The 16,407-nt window shown below is 71.1% G+C and carries 20 protein-coding genes; 10 read left to right on the top strand and 10 right to left on the bottom strand.

Annotated features, from left to right (window positions below; genetic code table 11):
* The first annotated feature begins 50 nt into the window (after positions 1 to 50).
* From JKJ07_RS30920 to JKJ07_RS30905, 4 genes are read left to right on the top strand one after another with little or no spacing between them, the layout of a single operon-like run.
* Positions 51 to 1,040, top strand: a complete 990-nt coding sequence (locus JKJ07_RS30920; RefSeq protein ID WP_202995394.1) for a FecCD family ABC transporter permease — start codon at positions 51 to 53, stop codon at positions 1,038 to 1,040.
* Positions 1,037 to 2,092 (top strand): FecCD family ABC transporter permease, encoded by a 1,056-nt coding sequence (locus JKJ07_RS30915; protein WP_202995393.1) that lies wholly within the window; start codon positions 1,037 to 1,039, stop codon positions 2,090 to 2,092. The genes JKJ07_RS30920 and JKJ07_RS30915 overlap by 4 nt, the downstream gene beginning before the upstream one ends.
* Entirely contained in the window at positions 2,089 to 2,913 is an 825-nt protein-coding gene (locus tag JKJ07_RS30910) for an ABC transporter ATP-binding protein (RefSeq protein WP_202995392.1), read from the top strand. The genes JKJ07_RS30915 and JKJ07_RS30910 overlap by 4 nt, the downstream gene beginning before the upstream one ends.
* A complete protein-coding gene (locus tag JKJ07_RS30905) occupies positions 2,906 to 3,268 on the top strand; it encodes a VOC family protein (RefSeq protein WP_202995391.1) in 363 nt (120 codons plus the stop codon). The genes JKJ07_RS30910 and JKJ07_RS30905 overlap by 8 nt, the downstream gene beginning before the upstream one ends.
* Before the next feature lie 4 nt (positions 3,269 to 3,272).
* Here JKJ07_RS30905 and JKJ07_RS30900 read toward each other — a convergent pair whose 3' ends face one another.
* Entirely contained in the window at positions 3,273 to 4,193 is a 921-nt protein-coding gene (locus JKJ07_RS30900; protein ID WP_202995390.1) for a S66 peptidase family protein, read from the bottom strand.
* A 229-nt stretch (positions 4,194 to 4,422) separates the two neighbouring features.
* Positions 4,423 to 4,707, bottom strand: coding sequence for a hypothetical protein (locus JKJ07_RS51915; protein WP_307834502.1), 285 nt, complete (start codon positions 4,705 to 4,707; stop codon positions 4,423 to 4,425).
* Between JKJ07_RS51915 and JKJ07_RS30895 the strand changes: the two genes are divergently transcribed.
* On the top strand, positions 4,703 to 5,848 hold the full coding sequence (locus JKJ07_RS30895; RefSeq protein ID WP_307834500.1) for a cellulose binding domain-containing protein: 1,146 nt from the start codon (positions 4,703 to 4,705) through the stop codon (positions 5,846 to 5,848). The genes JKJ07_RS51915 and JKJ07_RS30895 overlap by 5 nt on opposite strands.
* A 26-nt stretch (positions 5,849 to 5,874) precedes the next feature.
* Here JKJ07_RS30895 and JKJ07_RS30890 read toward each other — a convergent pair whose 3' ends face one another.
* Complete coding sequence (locus JKJ07_RS30890) at positions 5,875 to 6,321, bottom strand: MarR family winged helix-turn-helix transcriptional regulator (protein WP_202995389.1); 447 nt, start codon at positions 6,319 to 6,321, stop codon at positions 5,875 to 5,877.
* Between the two features lie 489 nt (positions 6,322 to 6,810).
* Here JKJ07_RS30890 and JKJ07_RS30885 point away from each other — a divergent pair, with 489 nt between their 5' ends.
* Positions 6,811 to 7,578 carry a hypothetical protein gene (locus tag JKJ07_RS30885; protein WP_202995388.1) on the top strand — a complete coding sequence of 256 codons (768 nt, stop codon included), beginning with the start codon at positions 6,811 to 6,813 and terminating at the stop codon, positions 7,576 to 7,578.
* Positions 7,579 to 7,588: 10 nt separating this feature from the next.
* Here JKJ07_RS30885 and JKJ07_RS30880 read toward each other — a convergent pair whose 3' ends face one another.
* The 5 genes from JKJ07_RS30880 to JKJ07_RS30860 all read right to left on the bottom strand — a co-directional run bounded on the left by JKJ07_RS30880 (position 7,589) and on the right by JKJ07_RS30860 (position 12,176).
* Complete coding sequence (locus tag JKJ07_RS30880) at positions 7,589 to 8,347, bottom strand: alpha/beta hydrolase (RefSeq protein WP_202995387.1); 759 nt, start codon at positions 8,345 to 8,347, stop codon at positions 7,589 to 7,591.
* Positions 8,344 to 9,264 carry a VOC family protein gene (locus JKJ07_RS30875; RefSeq protein ID WP_202995386.1) on the bottom strand — a complete coding sequence of 307 codons (921 nt, stop codon included), beginning with the start codon at positions 9,262 to 9,264 and terminating at the stop codon, positions 8,344 to 8,346. The genes JKJ07_RS30880 and JKJ07_RS30875 overlap by 4 nt, the downstream gene beginning before the upstream one ends.
* On the bottom strand, positions 9,261 to 10,481 hold the full coding sequence (locus JKJ07_RS30870) for a PrpF domain-containing protein (RefSeq protein WP_202995385.1): 1,221 nt from the start codon (positions 10,479 to 10,481) through the stop codon (positions 9,261 to 9,263). Before JKJ07_RS30870 ends, JKJ07_RS30875 begins: the two co-directional genes overlap by 4 nt.
* 8 nt (positions 10,482 to 10,489) lie before the next feature.
* Positions 10,490 to 11,167, bottom strand: coding sequence for a 4-carboxy-4-hydroxy-2-oxoadipate aldolase/oxaloacetate decarboxylase (locus JKJ07_RS30865; protein WP_202995384.1), 678 nt, complete (start codon positions 11,165 to 11,167; stop codon positions 10,490 to 10,492).
* Between the two features lie 289 nt (positions 11,168 to 11,456).
* Positions 11,457 to 12,176, bottom strand: coding sequence for a PIG-L deacetylase family protein (locus JKJ07_RS30860; RefSeq protein ID WP_202995383.1), 720 nt, complete (start codon positions 12,174 to 12,176; stop codon positions 11,457 to 11,459).
* Between the two features lie 113 nt (positions 12,177 to 12,289).
* Here JKJ07_RS30860 and JKJ07_RS30855 point away from each other — a divergent pair, with 113 nt between their 5' ends.
* The 4 genes from JKJ07_RS30855 to JKJ07_RS30840 all read left to right on the top strand — a co-directional run bounded on the left by JKJ07_RS30855 (position 12,290) and on the right by JKJ07_RS30840 (position 15,653).
* Positions 12,290 to 12,919: a GntR family transcriptional regulator gene (locus JKJ07_RS30855; protein ID WP_202995382.1), complete on the top strand. Its 630-nt coding sequence runs from the start codon at positions 12,290 to 12,292 to the stop codon at positions 12,917 to 12,919.
* Positions 12,916 to 13,785, top strand: a complete 870-nt coding sequence (locus JKJ07_RS51910) for a DUF1932 domain-containing protein (RefSeq protein WP_202995381.1) — start codon at positions 12,916 to 12,918, stop codon at positions 13,783 to 13,785. Before JKJ07_RS30855 ends, JKJ07_RS51910 begins: the two co-directional genes overlap by 4 nt.
* 43 nt (positions 13,786 to 13,828) lie before the next feature.
* Positions 13,829 to 14,932, top strand: a complete 1,104-nt coding sequence (locus JKJ07_RS30845; RefSeq protein WP_202995380.1) for an epoxide hydrolase family protein — start codon at positions 13,829 to 13,831, stop codon at positions 14,930 to 14,932.
* A 133-nt stretch (positions 14,933 to 15,065) separates the two neighbouring features.
* Positions 15,066 to 15,653 (top strand): GNAT family N-acetyltransferase, encoded by a 588-nt coding sequence (locus JKJ07_RS30840; RefSeq protein ID WP_202995379.1) that lies wholly within the window; start codon positions 15,066 to 15,068, stop codon positions 15,651 to 15,653.
* 1 nt (position 15,654) lies between these two features.
* Here the strand turns inward: JKJ07_RS30840 and JKJ07_RS30835 are convergent, their stop codons facing one another.
* Together JKJ07_RS30835 and JKJ07_RS30830 are read right to left on the bottom strand one after the other, a co-directional pair.
* On the bottom strand, positions 15,655 to 16,125 hold the full coding sequence (locus JKJ07_RS30835; RefSeq protein WP_369077007.1) for an STAS domain-containing protein: 471 nt from the start codon (positions 16,123 to 16,125) through the stop codon (positions 15,655 to 15,657).
* Between the two features lie 20 nt (positions 16,126 to 16,145).
* Positions 16,146 to 16,298 carry a hypothetical protein gene (locus JKJ07_RS30830; RefSeq protein WP_202995378.1) on the bottom strand — a complete coding sequence of 51 codons (153 nt, stop codon included), beginning with the start codon at positions 16,296 to 16,298 and terminating at the stop codon, positions 16,146 to 16,148.
* Positions 16,299 to 16,407 lie beyond the last annotated feature (109 nt).

Genomic DNA, 16,407 nt, shown 5'->3' with positions numbered 1-16,407 from the left:
TTAGGTGAGGCTAAGCTAAGCGACGTCAGGGGTTTTGGAAAGGGTGGCCGATGCGACCGCTGGTCCTGCTCGGCCTCGGCGCCGCGACGGCGCTCTCCGTCGTCCTGTCGCTCGCGATCGGGGCGCAGTGGCTGCATCCGGGCGGCGTGTGGCAGGCGGTGATCGATCCCGACCCGACGGCGCAGGCCACCGCGATCGTCCGTGAGCTTCGCCTTCCCCGTACGGTCCTCGGGCTCTTGATCGGACTCGCGCTGGGCGCCGCGGGCGCGTTGATGCAGGGCCACACGCGCAACCCGCTCGCCGACCCGGGGCTGCTCGGCATCTCGGCCGGGGCCTCGTTCGCCGTCGTCATCGGCATCCAGCTCGGCGCGGGCGGGCTCACCGGCTACATCTGGTTCGCCTTCGCCGGGGCGCTGGCCGCCAGCGTCGCGGTGTTCGGCATCGCCGCCGGCCGTCGCGGCGGGCCCACCCCGGTCACGCTGGCCCTGGCCGGCATGGCGATCAGCGCGTTGCTCGGCTCGTTCACCCAGTCGATCCTGCTGGCCGACCAGGCCAGCCTCAACGTGTTCCGGTTCTGGATCGTCGGCTCGCTGTCCGGCCGCGACGCCGAGGTGGCGGCCCAGGTCGCGCCGTTCATCGCGGCCGGCCTGCTGCTGGCGCTGGCCAACGCGCCCGCCCTGAACGCGCTCGGCCTGGGCGAGGACGTGGCCCGCGCGCTGGGCCAGCGGGTGTTCGCGGCCCGCGCGGTCGGGGTGGCCGCGATCGTGCTGCTGGCCGGGGCGGCCACCGCGGCGTGCGGACCGATCGGCTTCCTGGGCCTGATGGTGCCGCACATCGCGCGCTCGTTGGTCGGGCCCGACCACCGCTGGCTGATCCCCGCCTCGGCGCTGGCCGGGGCCACGCTCCTGCTGCTGGCCGACGTGCTCGGCCGCATCGTGGTCAGCCCCGGCGAGCTGCAGACCGGCATCGTGCTGGCCGCGGCCGGGGCGCCGTTCTTCATCTATCTGGTCCGCAGCCGCCGCGGCGTGGTGAAGCTATGACCCCGGTGCTGTCCCCGCCGGACCGCCGCGCCGTCCACGCCGGCCGCTTCTCCGGTACGGTCTCCCTCCGCTCGATGCTGGTCGGCGCGGCCGGGCTGGTGCTGACCGTGATCGTGACAGTCCTCGGCATCGGCCACGGTTCCTTCACCATCGCGCCCGGCGAGGTGCTCGACACGCTGCTCGGCGGGGGCACCGCGGCCCAGCGGCTGATCGTGCTCGACCTGCGCCTGCCCCGCATCCTGACCGCGCTGCTGGTCGGCGCGGCCCTGGCCGTCTCCGGCGCGCTGACCCAGACCTTCGCCCGCAACCCGCTGGCCAGCCCGGACGTGCTCGGCGTGACCCACGGCGCGTCGCTCGGCGCGGTCGCCGTCATCGTCCTCGGCGGGGGCGCCGCAGCCGGCCTGGTGCCGATAGCCGCCCTGGCCGGCGCGCTGATCACCGCGGCGCTGGTCTACGTGCTGGCCTGGCGGCGCGGCGTCGACGGGTTCCGCCTGGTGCTGGTCGGCATCGGCGTGGGTGAGGTGGTGACGGCCGGCGTCTCCTGGTTTCTCGTACGGGCCGAGGTCGTCGACGCGACGCGGGCCACGATCTGGCTCAACGGCTCGGTCGCGGGCGCCGAGTGGGACCAGGTGCGGCCGCTCGCGCTGGGCCTGGCCGTGCTCCTGCCGCTGGCCGTGGCGACCACGTTCACGCTGCAGGCCCTGCAGTTCGACGACGACGTCGCACAATCCTTGGGCGTACGCCTGCAGACCGCTCGCCTGGCCGTCGTGCTCACCGCCGTGGCCCTGGCCGCCGCAGCCGTGGCCGCGGCGGGTCCGATCGAGTTCGTGGCGTTCGTCGTCCCGCAGGTCGCGCTGCGCCTGTGCGGCGGCTCCCGGCCCCCGCTGGTCGTCTCGGCGATCCTGGGCGCGCTGCTGGTGATCGTGGCCGACCTGGCGGCCCGGCTCGCCCTGCCCGAGCGAGAACTGCCGGTCGGCCTGGTCACGGCCATGGTCGGCGCGCCCTACCTGCTCTGGCTCCTCATCCGTACGAACCGGAGGGTCTCCGCATGACCGGCTCCCGCTTGCGCGCCCGCGGTCTGCGGCTGGCCTACGGCGACGACGTGGTGGTCGACGGCCTCGATCTCGACGTGCCGGACGGCGCCGTGACCGCGGTCGTCGGCCCGAACGGCTGCGGCAAGTCCACGATGCTGCGCGCGCTGGGTCGCCTGCACCCGCCGCGCGCGGGCGAGGTGCTGCTCGACGGCCGCCGGATCGACCGGATCCCGACCCGCGAGGTGGCCCGGGTGATCGGCCTGCTGCCGCAGAGCCCGGTCGCGCCCGACGGCCTGACCGTGGCCGACCTGGTGATGCGCGGCCGGCACCCGCATCAGAACTGGTTCCGCCAGTGGTCCCCGGCCGACCAGCAGGTCGTCGCCGAGGCGCTGGAGTGGACCGGCCTGCGCGACCTGGCCGCCCGCCCGGTCGACACGCTCTCCGGCGGTCAGCGCCAGCGGGCCTGGATCTCGATGGCCGTGGCCCAGGGCACCGAGATCATGCTGCTCGACGAGCCCACGACCTATCTGGACCTGACCCACCAGATCGACGTGCTCGACCTGGTGTCCCGCCTGCACCGCGAGCGCGGCCGCACGATCGTCATGGTGCTGCACGACCTCAACCTGGCCGCCCGCTACGCCGATCGCGTGGTGGCCATGCGGGACGGCCGGATCGTCGCCCAGGGCCCGCCGGCCGAGGTCTTCACGGTCGAGCTGCTGGCCGACGTGTTCGGGCTGGCGGCCCTCGTGATTCCCGACCCGGCGACCGGAACGCCGCTGGTCGTGCCGTTGCCACGCAATAATGTCGTACCCCCGGGGCAGACTCCCGGGCATGGCTGAGCAGACGACACATCACCACCACACGATCGACTACGTCGAGATCACGGTTGGCGATCTCGACGCGGCCAAACGCTTCTACTCGGAGGCGTTCGGCTGGCAGTTCAACGACTACGGCCCCGACTACGCGGGCATCCGCCGCGGCGACGGCGAGTCCGGCGGTCTGCGTCGCGGCGAGCCGGTGGGCGTGGGCGGCCCGCTGGTCCTGCTGTTCTCCGCCGACCTCGACGCGTCGGTCGAGGCCGTGCGCGCGGCCGGCGGCCGGGTCATCGAGGGGCCGTACGAGTTCCCCGGCGGCCGCCGCTTCCACTTCGCCGACCCGAGCGGCAACGAGCTGGGGGTGTGGGCCGAGAAGTAGCCGGTCATTTCACGGCGGGGTCGACCACGAGCGTGCCGGCCTCGGTGTCCAGCCGCGCGCGGACGCCGAGGCCGACCGCCACCTGCTCGTCGCCGTGCCCGATCGGCAGACCACCCAGCACCGGTACGCCGAGCGTGGTCAGCTGTTCCCGCAGCACCTCGACGACGGGCGGATAGTTCGGGTTCCGGTCGACGCAGTTCGTGAACTGTCCCAGCGCGACACCCCGCAGCCCGTCGAACCACCCCGCCCGCCGCAGGTGCACGAGCATGCGGTCGACCCGGTACGGCTCCTCGTCCACGTCCTCGAGCAGCAGGATCGCGCCGTCGGTCTCGAGCGCATGCCGGGTGCCGACGGTCGTGGCCAGCATGGCCAGGTTCCCGCCGAGCAGGTCCCCTTCGGCCACCCCTTCCACCCGTACGCCGGAGGTAGGCTCCCCGCCGTCCGCCACCACGGTCACCGGCTCGCCCGAGGTGACCGCGTGCCGGGCGGCCCGCACAGTGAGCGACGCCGGCCCCCGCTCGAACTGCCCCGCCGTAGGCCCGTGCACGGTGGCCAGCCCGACCTCCCGCCAGAGCGCCACATGCAGCGCCGTGATGTCGGAAAACCCGATCACCACCTTGGGATCGTCCCGCACAGCCCCGAAATCGACCCGATCGACGATCCGCTGCATGCCGTAACCGCCCCGCAGACAGAACACGCCCCGCACCTCGGGATCCCTCAGTGCCGTGTTGAGGTCGCCCAGCCGCTCCTCATCGGTGCCGGCGAAGAACAGATGCCGCCCTCCCGCATGCTCCCCCAGCCGGACCCGCAGCCCCCACCCCTCCAACGCCGACACGGTGCTCGCCACGCGGCCGGCTTCGCTGGCCCCCGAGGGCGACACCAACGCGACCAGGTCCCCGGCTTTCAGCCGCCCCGCTCTGATCATGGCCGCAGCCTACTTCGCACCCGTGCCCCCTTCAGCCCACCGACGAGCGCAACAGCATCACCGAACCGCCGCCACCCCTACTTCGCAGAGCCTCTCACTCCGCCGCTCCGCTCAGCGCCACCCACCCCGCCGGGCCCAGCGCCACCCACTTTCCGGCTGGTCCGGCGTGCACGCTGTTCTCACCATTCGGCACAAACCGTGGCGGCCGATCAGTAGCCGTTGACAATCGTCAATGCATATTGGACGGTCGGGGCATGGGGAGCCGCATTCGTTCGTTCGCTGTGATGTCGTTGGGCGCGATGGCGCTTTTGACCGGAATCGGCAGCGCGGCAATGGCGGATCCGCCGCCCACGGCAATACCGACGACCACAACCGGACCGACGCCGGTTCCCACCGTTCCTACCCCGCCACCCACTACGCCGGCGCCGCCCACACCCACACCCACGCCCTCGGGCCAGGGACCGAGCACCCCGTCGAACTTCAGGGTCACCGGTGTCACGCCGACGTCGATCACTCTGTCGTGGACGGCCTCGACGCCCGGTTCAAGCCCGGTCGCCGCTTACGACGTCAATTACACCCAAGTGTTCAACGACATCTATTATCACCACCCGGCCGGCAACGTCACCTCGGTCACGATCACGTCGAATATTCGTCCGGCGACGCAATACCGCTTCTGGATATTGGCCCGCGACACCGAAAACCGGACGTCGATCTCCCCCGCCCCGATCGACGTGATCACTCCGGCCTCGACCACCGGCGACACCACCCCGCCGTCCGCGCCGGCCAACTTGCGGATCACCGCGGCCACGCCGACCGGCCCCACCCTGGCCTGGGATCCGGCCACCGACGACGTGGCCGTGACCGGCTACAACGTCTACTTCTTCGACGGCTGGTTCACCTCGACCCTGGTCGGCACAACCACCGGCACGTCGCTCACGGCCCCTCAGCCCACCAGCGGCACAGGACTGCGTTCCTACTACGTACGGGCTAAGGACGCCGCCGGCAACCTGTCGATCGCCTCCAATCAGGTCACCCCGCCGGTCACCACGACCCCGCCCCCACCGGCCCGCACGTGCCAGGTCACCTACAAGACGACGGCCGAATGGCGCGGCGGCTTCGTGGCCGAGGTGACCATCGCGAACAAGGCCACCACGCCAGTGAACGGCTGGTCCCTCACCGTGGCTCTGCCCGGCGACCAGCAGGTCACGTCAAGCTGGAACGCCTCGTTCACCCAGGCCGGCGCGACCGTGACCCTGACCGACGCCCGCTGGAACGCTCGGATCCCCGCCTCGGGCTCGGTGACGGTCGGCATCCTGGGCCGCTGGACCACGAGCAACGCGGCGCCCACAACCTTCGCCCTGAACGGCACCCCCCTGCGACTGACCCGGCGCGCTCGTCCGGCTCGTCCCGATCCGCCAGCCGCGCGCTCGACGACTCACCCCAGTCCACCAGCCGCGCGCTTGACGACTCACCCCAGTCCACCAGCCGCGCGCTCGACGACTCACCCCAGTCCACCAGCCGCGCAAGCCGCTGTTCTCCACCTTCTCGGGCCGCGCATCGAGTTCGAGGGGTGTGACGAGGTGCGGCCGGTGCTCGACGGTCTGGCCGGTTGCTCGGCGACCCCGCGGTCCTGCTGGTCGCCGTGGCCGGCGTGACGGTGGCGATCGCCGGCGCCCCACCTCTACGCGTCGTCCCGCTGATCGGCTTGCAGGACGAGCTTGCGCAACAGGTCGGCCAGGGTCTCCCGCTCGTCCGGATCCAGCGTGGCCAGCAAGGCCGACTCACCTTGGTTCTCGCTCGCAGCGTGCCGCTCGAAGGCGTCATCACCGGCGGCCGTCAAAAGCACCCGTACGCGGCGGCGGTCGCCATCCTCCCCGCCCCGCTCGATGAGGCCGGCCGCCTCCAGCGGGCCCAGGCGGGCCGACAGCGCGCCACGGGTCAAACCCAGCCGGTCGGCCAACTCGGACGGGCTCGCCACATAGGGCGCGCCACCTCGACGCAGAGCCAGCAAAATCTTGAACTGACCGTGTTCCAACCCGCCCGCCGCGAGCACCGCCCGCCGAGCCTGAGCCAAATGCCGCCCCAACACCGCCAGCCGAACGATGATCGCCTCCTGCACCGGATCCATCCACGGCAGTTCATCACCCCACGCAGCGACATGCCGATCCGCCGCATCCCGCGCGTCTCCCCCGTCCACACCCGCCCCACTCACCCGCGACACCTGGGCGGTTCCGCCCTCCACAGCCCCCCACTCACCCGCAACACCCGCTCAGCTCCGCCCTCCACAACCCGCCCCCACTCCCTTGCGACACCCTTGCAGCTCCGCCCTCCACAGCCCGCCCCGTTCCACCCACAACCCGCCCACTCACCCGCGACACCCACACGGTCCCGCTCTCCACAACCCGCCCCTACTCACCCGCGACACCCGCCCCCCACACACAACCCGCCCCGGCTCACCCACACCGGTCCGCCGTCCACAACCAGCCCACTCAGCCCGACACCCACGCGATTCCGCTCTCCACGACCCGCCTTGGCTTCTCCGCACCGTCCACTCTCAACGCTCCCCACCAAAGTAGTTTTCTTGTGGATAGTTTTTCGGATAACTACCGTCCGGGCCATGACAGATTTGGATGTGACGGCTACGGCGGCGCTGGAACTCGCGCGCGCCGGGCGGGGTGAGACGGCGCTTCGGCTTCTGGATGCGAGTCCTCCGGACGACCCGCGGATCGCGCTGGCGGCGGCCGAAGTCGCCTTGGAACTGGCGCTGCGGAAGGGACTCGGTCCGGTGCGGGAACGGATCAAGGCGGCTGAGCGGGCCTGCGGCCGTACGTGGGAAGTGGATTTTCTTGATCTGCGGGCCGACTATTTCGAGCAGCTGTTCGGGGGCGGGTTCGGGCCGGACGGCAAAGACCCGGCCGTTCTCGAGGAGCTCTGCCGCCGGGCCGGGGAGCTGGCCGAGGGGGCATCCGACCAGGTTCGCGCCGGGTGGGCCCACATGTTCCACGGGTTGGTCCTCGACAACCTGGTCGGCGACCGCTCGGCGGCGCCGGCCCACTATGCGGTCGCGCTCGAGGCCGGCGAAGCGGGCGACGACCTGTTGACGTGGGAGGCGCTGCGGCATCTCGGCGACCACGACCGCGACGGCGGCAACCTCGCACGGGCCCGCGAGCGTTGGGAAAGAGCAACCGCCCTGGGCGCGGGCGCCGGGAAGGTCGGCGGCACCCTGGCCCAGCAGATGTTGCTCGCCGTCCTGGCTCGCGACGAGGGCGACGAGGCGGGGGCGATCGCCCTGGCCCGTGAGATCTCCCGCTGGACGGAGGCGATCGGCGCCGCCCGCCAGCACCAGCAGGCCGTGGCCTTTCTCGCCGGCGAAACAATTGCCTGACCGGGACGAGTCAACCGGCATGCCGTCGTAGGACGGAGTGGAGAAAGTCGAGCACGGGGTCCAGCACCTCGCGCTGGGATCGACCTGTGAAGCCGTGGCCCGCCTTGTCCACAGGGTGGACAGTGCAGGCGGCGCCGGCTTTCTCGTACGCGGCGGCCAACTGCACCGACTGGGAGTACGGGATCAGCTCGTCCGCCGTGCCGTGCATCACCAGCAGCGGCGGGCTCGACAAGGTGACCAGACGGCACGGATTGGTCAGGCGGGCCAGCGCGGGAACGGTCTGGACCGGGGCGCCCAGCAGGCGGGACTCGGGCGAATCGGCGTCGTCGGTCCAGGGCGCGCCCTGCTCGGCCATCGTCAAGAAGTCGACGGGGCCGTACCAGTCGACCATTGCCCGTACGGGAAAGCCTTGCGCCGACAATCGCAAGCCGGCCGTCACTGCGAGGTAGCCGCCGGCCGACTCGCCCCACAGCACGATCCGGGCATTCGGGGTGCGGGCGAGTAACCACCGTACGGCGGCTTCCACGTCCTCGACGCAGCCGGGCCACACCTCCTCGCCGCTCAGGCGGTAGTCGATCGACGCCACCGCGAAGCCGGCCGCGGGCAGCAGCTGGAACAAGCCGTCGAGCACGGCCGGCAGGGTCGCGCGGCTTCCGCCCAGGAAAGCGCCGCCGTGCACGAAGACGATCAGGGGCGCGCCCGGTGCGGAATCGTGCAGGTCGAGCAGCAACGGACGGAAGCCGGGGACGGTCCGGTAGGCGTGGGTCACACCGGCGGGGTCCCGTGCGTGTGGAACGTGTCGATCGTCTTGAGGCCCCATGCCTGTCCCTTCGCCCGTTCCGCCTCGGTCCACGTGACCATTTGATGATCGGGGGCGAGCAGCAGCCGCGCGCCGGCGTTGCAGAGCTCGATGCGGTTGCCGCCGGGCTCCCAGACGTACAGGAAGAAGGTTTGCTGAATCGCGTGTTTGTGTGGACCGGTCTCGATGTGGATACCGGCCTCGAGGAAGACGTCGGCGGCGCGCAAAATGTCCTCGCGCGTGTCGGCCGCGAACGCCACGTGGTGCAGGCGGCCGCGCGACCCGGTCCAGTCACGGGTGTAGACGAGGTCGTACGACTTGTCGCTCACCGTGTACCAGATGGCCGCCTTCGTCCCGTCGTCGAGCATGATCTGCTCGCTGGGCCGCGCCCCGAGCACGGTGACCAGGAAGTCCTCGTTCGGCGGGAGGTCGCGGCCGAGGAAGTTGACGTGGTCGAGCCGGCGGATGTTCGCGCCCCGGCCCGGGAAGCGGGAGGCCTGGTTCTTCAGCGAGGGCCGCATGGCCGGCGACGGGACGTAACGTTCGGTCTCCCAATACACGCCGAAGGGGTGCCCGTCAGGATCATGAAACTGCAACACCTTGTCATCCCAGCCGTCGCTGAGCCCAGCCGCCTCCACCCGCGCCGCGCAGGCCGCCAACGCCTTTGGCGACGAAGCCCGCAACCACGTACGCCCAATGCCCGCCAGCGGCCGAGCGGTCAGCTTCACTGTGTACGCCTCATAGTCGTCCCAAGCGTGCAGAAACACGCAGTCGCCGACCCTCCCGACCTCCTCGAAAGCCATGAGCTCGACGAAAAACTTCACAGACTCTTCCAGTACGGGCGTGAACAGCTCAACAGCAGCGAGGTGCGCGATGTCGCGGCTCATGCGGGCAGCTCCTCATAGGGGTAGACGTGTCCGTCCAGCAACGGCCGAGCCGTACTCACAACAGCCGACCGCCCCGCCCCCAGATCCACGACGACGTCGAGATAGCCAGTCGGATGCTCGATCCTGACGGTCCGACCCGCGCCACTCCCTCGCATGGCCACGGCCGTGCTCTCCCGCATGGCGACGGCTGTGGCGACCGTGACCGCGGCCAGGATGCCGATGCCGGTGTGGACGCGATGCGGGATGAACATGCGGGTGCAGACGTCACCACCGTCGCGGGGCGGCGCGGTCAGGCACATCTTCGGGACGGTCATCGCGCTGACGTCGCCCAGGCCCATCAGGTCGCCGGCCACGAGGCGCAGACGCTCTATGTGTTTCGACAGATCGGGCCGGGACTCGAGTTCGGCGGGAGACTCGTAACCGGTCAGCCCGAAGTCCGCAGCCGCCATCAAGACGACGGGCATTCCGTTGTCGATCAGAGTGGTGGTCTGGGTGCGGGGGCCGTCGGGCAGGGAGTCGACGATATTGCCGGTCGGTAGCAGTGCGGAGGCCAGCGAACCCGCCGTGTCGCGGAACTCCGTGACTATTCGCGCACCGCGTCCGGGCACTCCGCTGATCACCGTCGAGCCTGTGTAAACCGGCCGTCCGTGCTCCGTCGGCACCGACACCACAGCCAGGGCACCGGTGTTGACCATCCGCACCCGCACCTCGGTGACCGGATCCGTGGTCGGCACCAGCCCCCGCTCCACCGCGAACGGGCCCACCCCCGCCAGGATGTTCCCGCACGGCTGCCCGGCACTCACCCGCGGCTCATCCACATGCACCTGCAGAAACAAGTAATCCACATCTGCGGAGAACCCAGCCGTGGACGACGGTGCTGTGGATAGCGGTCCTGTGGATGGAGCGCCTGTGGAAAACGGCGCTGTGGAAGCCGCGGATGTGGACGACGGCGCTGTGGATGACGGCGCTGTGGACGACGGACCTATGGACGGCATAGGTGTGGACGACGATGGTGTGGATGAGGTGGCAGCGGGCGAGGACGGGCTGATTACGGCGACCTTGCTGGTGAGGGGGTGTCCGCCGCCGATTCCGTTTATTTGGCGGGGGTCTGGGGAGCCCATCACTCGCAGGAGCAGAGCGTCGCGTTCGGTGGGGTCTTCGGGCAGGTCGGAGGCCAGGAAGTAGGCGCCCTTCGACGTGCCGCCGCGCATCAGCATCACTGGGATCACTGGTACTCCACTCCGAGCCGTGTCAGCAGTGGGCGTAGGTCGTACATGTCCAGGCCTAGCTCCCCGGCCGCCAGCCGGGTGCGTTTGGCCTCTTCGGCGGCGGTGCGTTTCTGTGCGGAGGACAGCACAGTCGTGGCCCGCGCCGAGGGCACTACGACAATCCCGTCGTCGTCGGCTACCACCGGGTCGCCGGGTGAGACCAGTTGGCCGCCGCAGACGATCGGGACGTTGACCGAGCCGGGGCTGGCCTTCACCGTTCCTTGCGGGCTCACCGCGCGGGCCCACACCGGGAAGCCCATCCGCCGCAGGTCGGCCACATCCCGTACGCCGGCGTCGAGCACCACCCCGATCACCCCGCGCGCGGCCAGCGAGGTGGCCAGCAACTCCCCCAGCATCCCGTCGGTCGACGGCGAGGTGGTCGTCACGACGAGCAGATCGCCCGGCGCGCACACTTCGACGGCGGCGTGGATCATCAGGTTGTCCCCGGGATGGCACGACACCGTGACGGCCGAGCCCGCGATGCGCGCCCCCGCCTGGATGGGCCGCAGCGCCGGATCGAGCGCGCCCCGCCGCCCGTCGGCCTCGTGCACAGTCGACACCCCGGCCGCCGCCAGCCCGGCGAGCACCTCGGCCGCCACCCGATCCACCCGCCGCACAACCACATGCCGGCTCACGGCCGCCCCCGCCCGACACCCATCCACCGCGCCCGGGTCACGACAGCACCCGAGCGCATCGAAAGAACAGGCCGCACGACAGCACCCGCAGGCATAGAAAGAACACGCCGCACGACAGCACCCGCAGGCATAGAAAGAACACGCCGCACGACAGCACCCGCAGGCATAGAAAGAACACGCCGCACGACAGCACCCGCAGGCATAGAAAGAACACGCCGCACGACAGCACCCGACCGCATCGGAAGAACAGGTTTCACGAGAGCGCCTGCGTGCTCCGGAAGATCGAGCCTCACGACAGCACCTGCGTGACCTGCGGGAACACCCGTTGATAGGCCTCGGCCCGGGTGTCGTTGGGCAGGCCCAGGTTGGGGCCCGAGTTCCGGGCCGCCTGCAGGCCGCGGCGGGCGCTCAGTTCCGTGTAGTAGGTCCACAGGTGTTTCTGGGCGGCCAGCACCTGCATCGCCTCGCGTTTGCGGTTCCATACCTCGGTGATGTCGAGCAGCACGTCGGGCACGAAACCGCACTGTTCGGGCTGGTGGGGCTCGAAGCAGAACACCGGGGGCGCCCCGATCACCTCGCCCGGACCCTCCACCCCAGGCGCCTGGGCCAGCACCCGGGACCGCAGCGCGATGGCGTGGGCGGTGGCGTGGTCGTGGTTGTACGGGTCGGCGGCCGCATGGGTCAGCACCACCGTCGGCTGCACCTCGCGGTAGAGGTCGATCAAGGACTGGGTCAGCGCGGGAGTCTCGGTCAGCGGATAGTCGCCGGCGTCGTAGCAGCGCAGCTCGGCCCCCAGCACCGAGGCGGCCCGCTCGGCCTCGGCCCGCCGCTGGGCCTTGATCTCGTCGAGTTTCAGGCCCTGACGCCACAGCGAGGCCGACTCGCCGCGTTCGCCGAAGCTCAGGCAGCCGATCACGGGGCGTTCGCCGCGCGCGGCGGCCAGGGCGATGGCGCCGGCGGCTCGCCAGACGAAGTCGCCGGGGTGGGCGGTCAGCACGAGGAGAGACATCGATCCTCCCGGTGGATTGTTGACAATCCTGTCAGCACCGCCACCCTAGGCCTCATATAGAGCGATGACAATCGTTGACAATCCTGTCGCCACGAACTGAGAATGGGGCCGCCATGACGACCCCACAGCTCCGTGACGCGATCCTGCGCGGCGAGTTCCTGCCCGGCGAGCGGCTCGTCGAGGCCCAGCTGATGACCCGGTTCTCCGCGAGCCGGTTCACCGTGCGGGCCGCTCTGCAAGACCTGGCGAGCGAGGGCCTGGTGCAGGTGGAGCGCAACCGCGGCGCCCACGTGCGCAAGGTGTCGCTCGAGGAGGCCGTCGAGATCACCGAGGTGCGCATGGTGGTCGAGGGCCTGATCGCCGCGCGGGCCGCCGAGCGGGTCACCGACGAGCAGGCCGGCGAGCTCGACGAGATCGGCCTGCTGATGCGGCGCGCGGTCGAGACGCAGGAGCACCGCCGCTACAGCGACCTCAATCAGCGCCTGCATGGTTTCGTCCGGCAGATCGCCGGTCACGGCACGGCCGACCGCATCGTCGAGACGCTGCGCGGCCAGCTCGTGCGTCACCAGTTCACGCTGTCGCTGCTGCCCGGCCGGCCGCAGATCTCGCTGCCGCAGCACGAGCGGGTCATCGCCGCGATCCGCGACCGCGACCCGAAGGCGGCCGAGACCGCCATGCGCGACCACATCGCCAGCGTCATCGAGGCCTTACGCTCGATCGAACAACTGGGCGGCCCGTCGTGAAAAACCCGGAGCGGGCCGAGAAGGACAGCCCCGAGCGGGCCGAAAAGGACGGCCCGGAGCGGGCGGAAAAGGGCGTCGTATTCGCCGTGCTCGGCCTCGGTGAGGCGGGCAGCCACATCGCCGCCGATCTGGCCGCCACCGGCGCGACGGTCCACGGTTTCGACCCCCGGGTCGACCCGCCCGCCGGTGTGGGCAGGAGAACCAGCGACGCCGACGCCTGCCGTGACGCCGACGTGGTCCTCAGTTTGACCACCGCGCACGAGGCCCTGGCCGCCCTGCGCCAAGCCCTGCCCGCCTGTCGCCCCGGCATCCTCTGGGCCGACCTCAACACCTCGGCCCCCGCCCTCAAGCAGGCCTTGCGCGACGCCGCCGCCGGCCGGGTCGAGGTGGTCGACGTCGCGCTGATGGCCCCCGTCCCCGGCCGCGGCCTGCGCACGCCGATGACCGCCGGCGGCGACCGGGCGACCGATTTCGCAGCGGTCCTGAAGCCACTCGGAGCGAAGGTCGAGGTGATCGACGGCCCGGTCGGCGCCGCCGCCACCCGCAAGCTCCTGCGCAGCGTGTTCTACAAGGGGATGTCCGCCGCCGTGCTCGAGGCCCTGGCCGCCGCCCGTGCCGCCGGCCTCGAGGACTGGCTGGCCGCCAACATCCGTGACGAGTTCGCCCGCGGCGACGACTCCACCCTGGAGCGCATCGTCACCGGCTCGCACACCCACGCCGCCCGCCGGCACGACGAGATGTCTGCCGCCGCCGACCTGCTCGACGAGCTGGGCATCCCGGCCCGAGTAGCCCGGGCGAGCCGCGACTGGCTGGCCGACCTGCGAGACCGGCCGACGGGTGAAAACCGAAACTCATCGATGGAGTGAATCGGGACAGTACGGTTCGCTTCGGACGGCTAAGGTCGGGCCCATGCCGAAGTTGGTCCCGGCCGATGCCGACGCGCTCGACGATCTGCGTGCCCGGCTGCGGGCCACCCGCTGGCCCGACACCCCCGAGGGCGTGGACGGGAAATCCGGCATCGACGTCGACTTTCTGCGCGACCTGGTGGCGTATTGGGCCGACGGTTTCGACTGGCGTCAGCAGGAGGCCGCGCTCAACGAGTTCCCGCACGAGTGGCGCAACGGCATCCACGCGATCCACGCCCGCGGCCGGGGCCCGGCGCCGTTCCCGCTGCTGCTCTGTCACGGCTGGCCCGACTCGTTCTGGCGCTATCTCAAGGTGATCCCGCTGCTCACCGACCCCGGCGCGCACGGCGGCGACCCGGCCGACGCGTTCGACGTCGTGGTCCCCGACATGCCCGGCTACGGCTATTCCGAGCGCCCGGCCCAGCCGCTCAACGTGATCGACGTGGCCAACCTGTGGGCGGCCCTGATGACCGACCTGGGCCACCGCCGGTTCGGGGCCGCGGGCGGCGATCTCGGCAGCCACGTCAGCCGCTACCTGGCGCTCGATCATCCCCAGCGGGTCGCCGCCGTGCATCGCATGGACGCCGGCATCCCCGTCTTCACCGGCGACCCGGCCTCGCTCACCCCGGCCGAACGCGACTTCCTGCAGCGCGCCGCCGAGTGGGGCGCGCGCGAGGGGGCGTACGGGATGATGCACCGCACCAAGCCGCAGACGGCCGCCGTCGGCCTCAACGACTCGCCCGCGGGCCTCGCCGCCTGGATCGTCGAGAAGATGCAGGCGTGGAGCGGCCCCGCGTTCAGCTTCACCCGCGACGAGCTGCTCACCAACATCACGATCTATTGGCTCACCGGCACGATCGGCTCCTCGATCCGCATGTATCAGGCGAACGCCGCGATCGCTCCCGCCCAGCTCGAACGGCGCGTCGAGGTCCCCTCCGGCTTCACCCTCTTCCCCGGCGATCTCTTGCAACCACCTCGCGCCTGGCTCGACCGCGTCGCCAACACCGTCCGCGTCACCGAGGCCTCGAGCGGCGGCCATTTCGCCCCGTTCGAGCAACCCGAGGCCTACGCCCGCGAACTGCGCGACTTCTTCCGTCCCTATCGGTGAAGCCAAAATCGATGAACCCGTACGCCACGTCGAGTCCACAACCGCACCAGGGCGGAACCGCTGTCTCCTCGCGAGCCGGCCGGCCCACCAGGCCCGTGCCGCGGGCTCCGGCCGTGGTGCATGGAGAAAACCCGTGACCTCGTATTTCACCACGCCGCCGACCATCGTTCCCGGCAGCCTCGCCGCTCACCCGCAGCCCGAACTGACCATTGACGACCTCGTCCTGCGCCCGTGGGCGGACACCGACGCGCCGGTCTTCCTCGGCGCCTACCGGGATCCGGCCATCCAGCGCTGGCACACCCGTCAGCCCGCCGACGAGGAGCAGGTCCGCACCTGGTTCGCGCAGTATCGGCAGGCCTGGGCGCAGGAGCGGGGCGCCAGCTGGGCGGTGACCCGCGACGGCGAGGTGCTCGGCCGGACGGCGCTGGGCCGGTTCGACCTCGACGACGGCAACGCGGTCTGCGCGTACTGGGTGCTCCCGGCGGCCCGCGGCGCCGGTGTCGCCCCGCGCGCCCTCACCGCGGTCAGCGCGTGGGCCCTGGGTGAGGCCGGCTTCCATCGCCTGCACCTGAGCCACTCCACCCGCAACGACGCCTCCTGCCGCGTCGCCACCAAGGCCGGCTTCCAGTTCGAGGGCACCAAGCGCAGCGAGGCCGTGCACGCCGACGGCCGCCACGACATGCACCTGCACGCCCGCATCCGCGGCGACGACGAACCGTAGCTCAGTCCTCGGCCGGACGGATCATCCGGCTGCGGCTGACGGCCAGACGCGCGCGCCGACGGGTGTCCTGGGCTTCCCGCCGGATCCGGGCCGTCCGTTGCCGCCAGTCCTCGGACTCGTCGCCGTGAAAGACCGCCGGGGACTCGTCGCGGTGAAAGACCGCCGAGGACTCATCGCGGTGAAAGACCGCCGGGGACTCGTCGCCGTGAAAGACCGCCGAGGACTCGTCGCCGTGAAAGACCGCCGAGGACTCATCGCGGTGAAAGACCGCCGGCGCCGGGCGATCGGCGGGCTCGCCGGCCGGCGCGAAGCGGTCGGACAGGTCGAGAACCGTCAGCACGTGGGCGACGGTGGGCATGGGGCTCCTGAGCGTCATGGCGACGCCCGCCGAGTCCGCCTCGCGCCCGCACGCCAGCAGGCAGCGCACGCCCGCCGCGTCGACGAAGCGCAGCTCGGTCAGGTTGAGCTCCACGTGGGCGACCACGGGTGTCGTCAGCGTTCGCGTGAAGACCCCGGCCAGCTGGGCGCGGTCCGATTGTCGAGCTCGCCGCGAAGGTGGAGCCGGATCAGCCGGCCCGCGTCGGCCTCGACAGGATGGATGCGCAGGTAGTCCGGGGCGACTTCGGAAGTCTGCTCGTACGGCATGGGACCGCTCCGGCGGCGACCAGGAGCGCGTCCCCTCTGGGTTGAACGGCGCAACTCCTCCCCGCGAACTCTACGCCGGGTTCACCCGGTGGTGCACGTCCGGGTCGGC

The organism is Paractinoplanes lichenicola (genome assembly GCF_016785085.1).
Lineage (GTDB): Bacteria > Actinomycetota > Actinomycetes > Mycobacteriales > Micromonosporaceae > Actinoplanes > Actinoplanes lichenicola.
This window is presented reverse-complemented; position numbering and strand designations above follow the sequence as displayed.

Excerpts from the sequence above, each read along its gene's own strand:
- JKJ07_RS30920 (WP_202995394.1), top strand. The coding sequence starts at position 51 with ATGCGACCGCTGGTCCTGCTCGGCCTCGGCGCCGCGACGGCGCTCTCC.
- JKJ07_RS30915 (WP_202995393.1), top strand. The coding sequence starts at position 1,037 with ATGACCCCGGTGCTGTCCCCGCCGGACCGCCGCGCCGTCCACGCCGGC.
- JKJ07_RS30910 (WP_202995392.1), top strand. The coding sequence starts at position 2,089 with ATGACCGGCTCCCGCTTGCGCGCCCGCGGTCTGCGGCTGGCCTACGGC.
- JKJ07_RS30905 (WP_202995391.1), top strand. The coding sequence starts at position 2,906 with ATGGCTGAGCAGACGACACATCACCACCACACGATCGACTACGTCGAG.
- JKJ07_RS30900 (WP_202995390.1), bottom strand. The coding sequence starts at position 4,193 with ATGATCAGAGCGGGGCGGCTGAAAGCCGGGGACCTGGTCGCGTTGGTG.
- JKJ07_RS30890 (WP_202995389.1), bottom strand. The coding sequence starts at position 6,321 with ATGGATCCGGTGCAGGAGGCGATCATCGTTCGGCTGGCGGTGTTGGGG.
- JKJ07_RS30885 (WP_202995388.1), top strand. The coding sequence starts at position 6,811 with ATGACAGATTTGGATGTGACGGCTACGGCGGCGCTGGAACTCGCGCGC.
- JKJ07_RS30875 (WP_202995386.1), bottom strand. The coding sequence starts at position 9,264 with ATGAGCCGCGACATCGCGCACCTCGCTGCTGTTGAGCTGTTCACGCCC.
- JKJ07_RS30870 (WP_202995385.1), bottom strand. The coding sequence starts at position 10,481 with ATGCTGATGCGCGGCGGCACGTCGAAGGGCGCCTACTTCCTGGCCTCC.
- JKJ07_RS30860 (WP_202995383.1), bottom strand. The coding sequence starts at position 12,176 with ATGTCTCTCCTCGTGCTGACCGCCCACCCCGGCGACTTCGTCTGGCGA.
- JKJ07_RS30855 (WP_202995382.1), top strand. The coding sequence starts at position 12,290 with ATGACGACCCCACAGCTCCGTGACGCGATCCTGCGCGGCGAGTTCCTG.
- JKJ07_RS30845 (WP_202995380.1), top strand. The coding sequence starts at position 13,829 with ATGCCGAAGTTGGTCCCGGCCGATGCCGACGCGCTCGACGATCTGCGT.
- JKJ07_RS30830 (WP_202995378.1), bottom strand. The coding sequence starts at position 16,298 with ATGCCGTACGAGCAGACTTCCGAAGTCGCCCCGGACTACCTGCGCATC.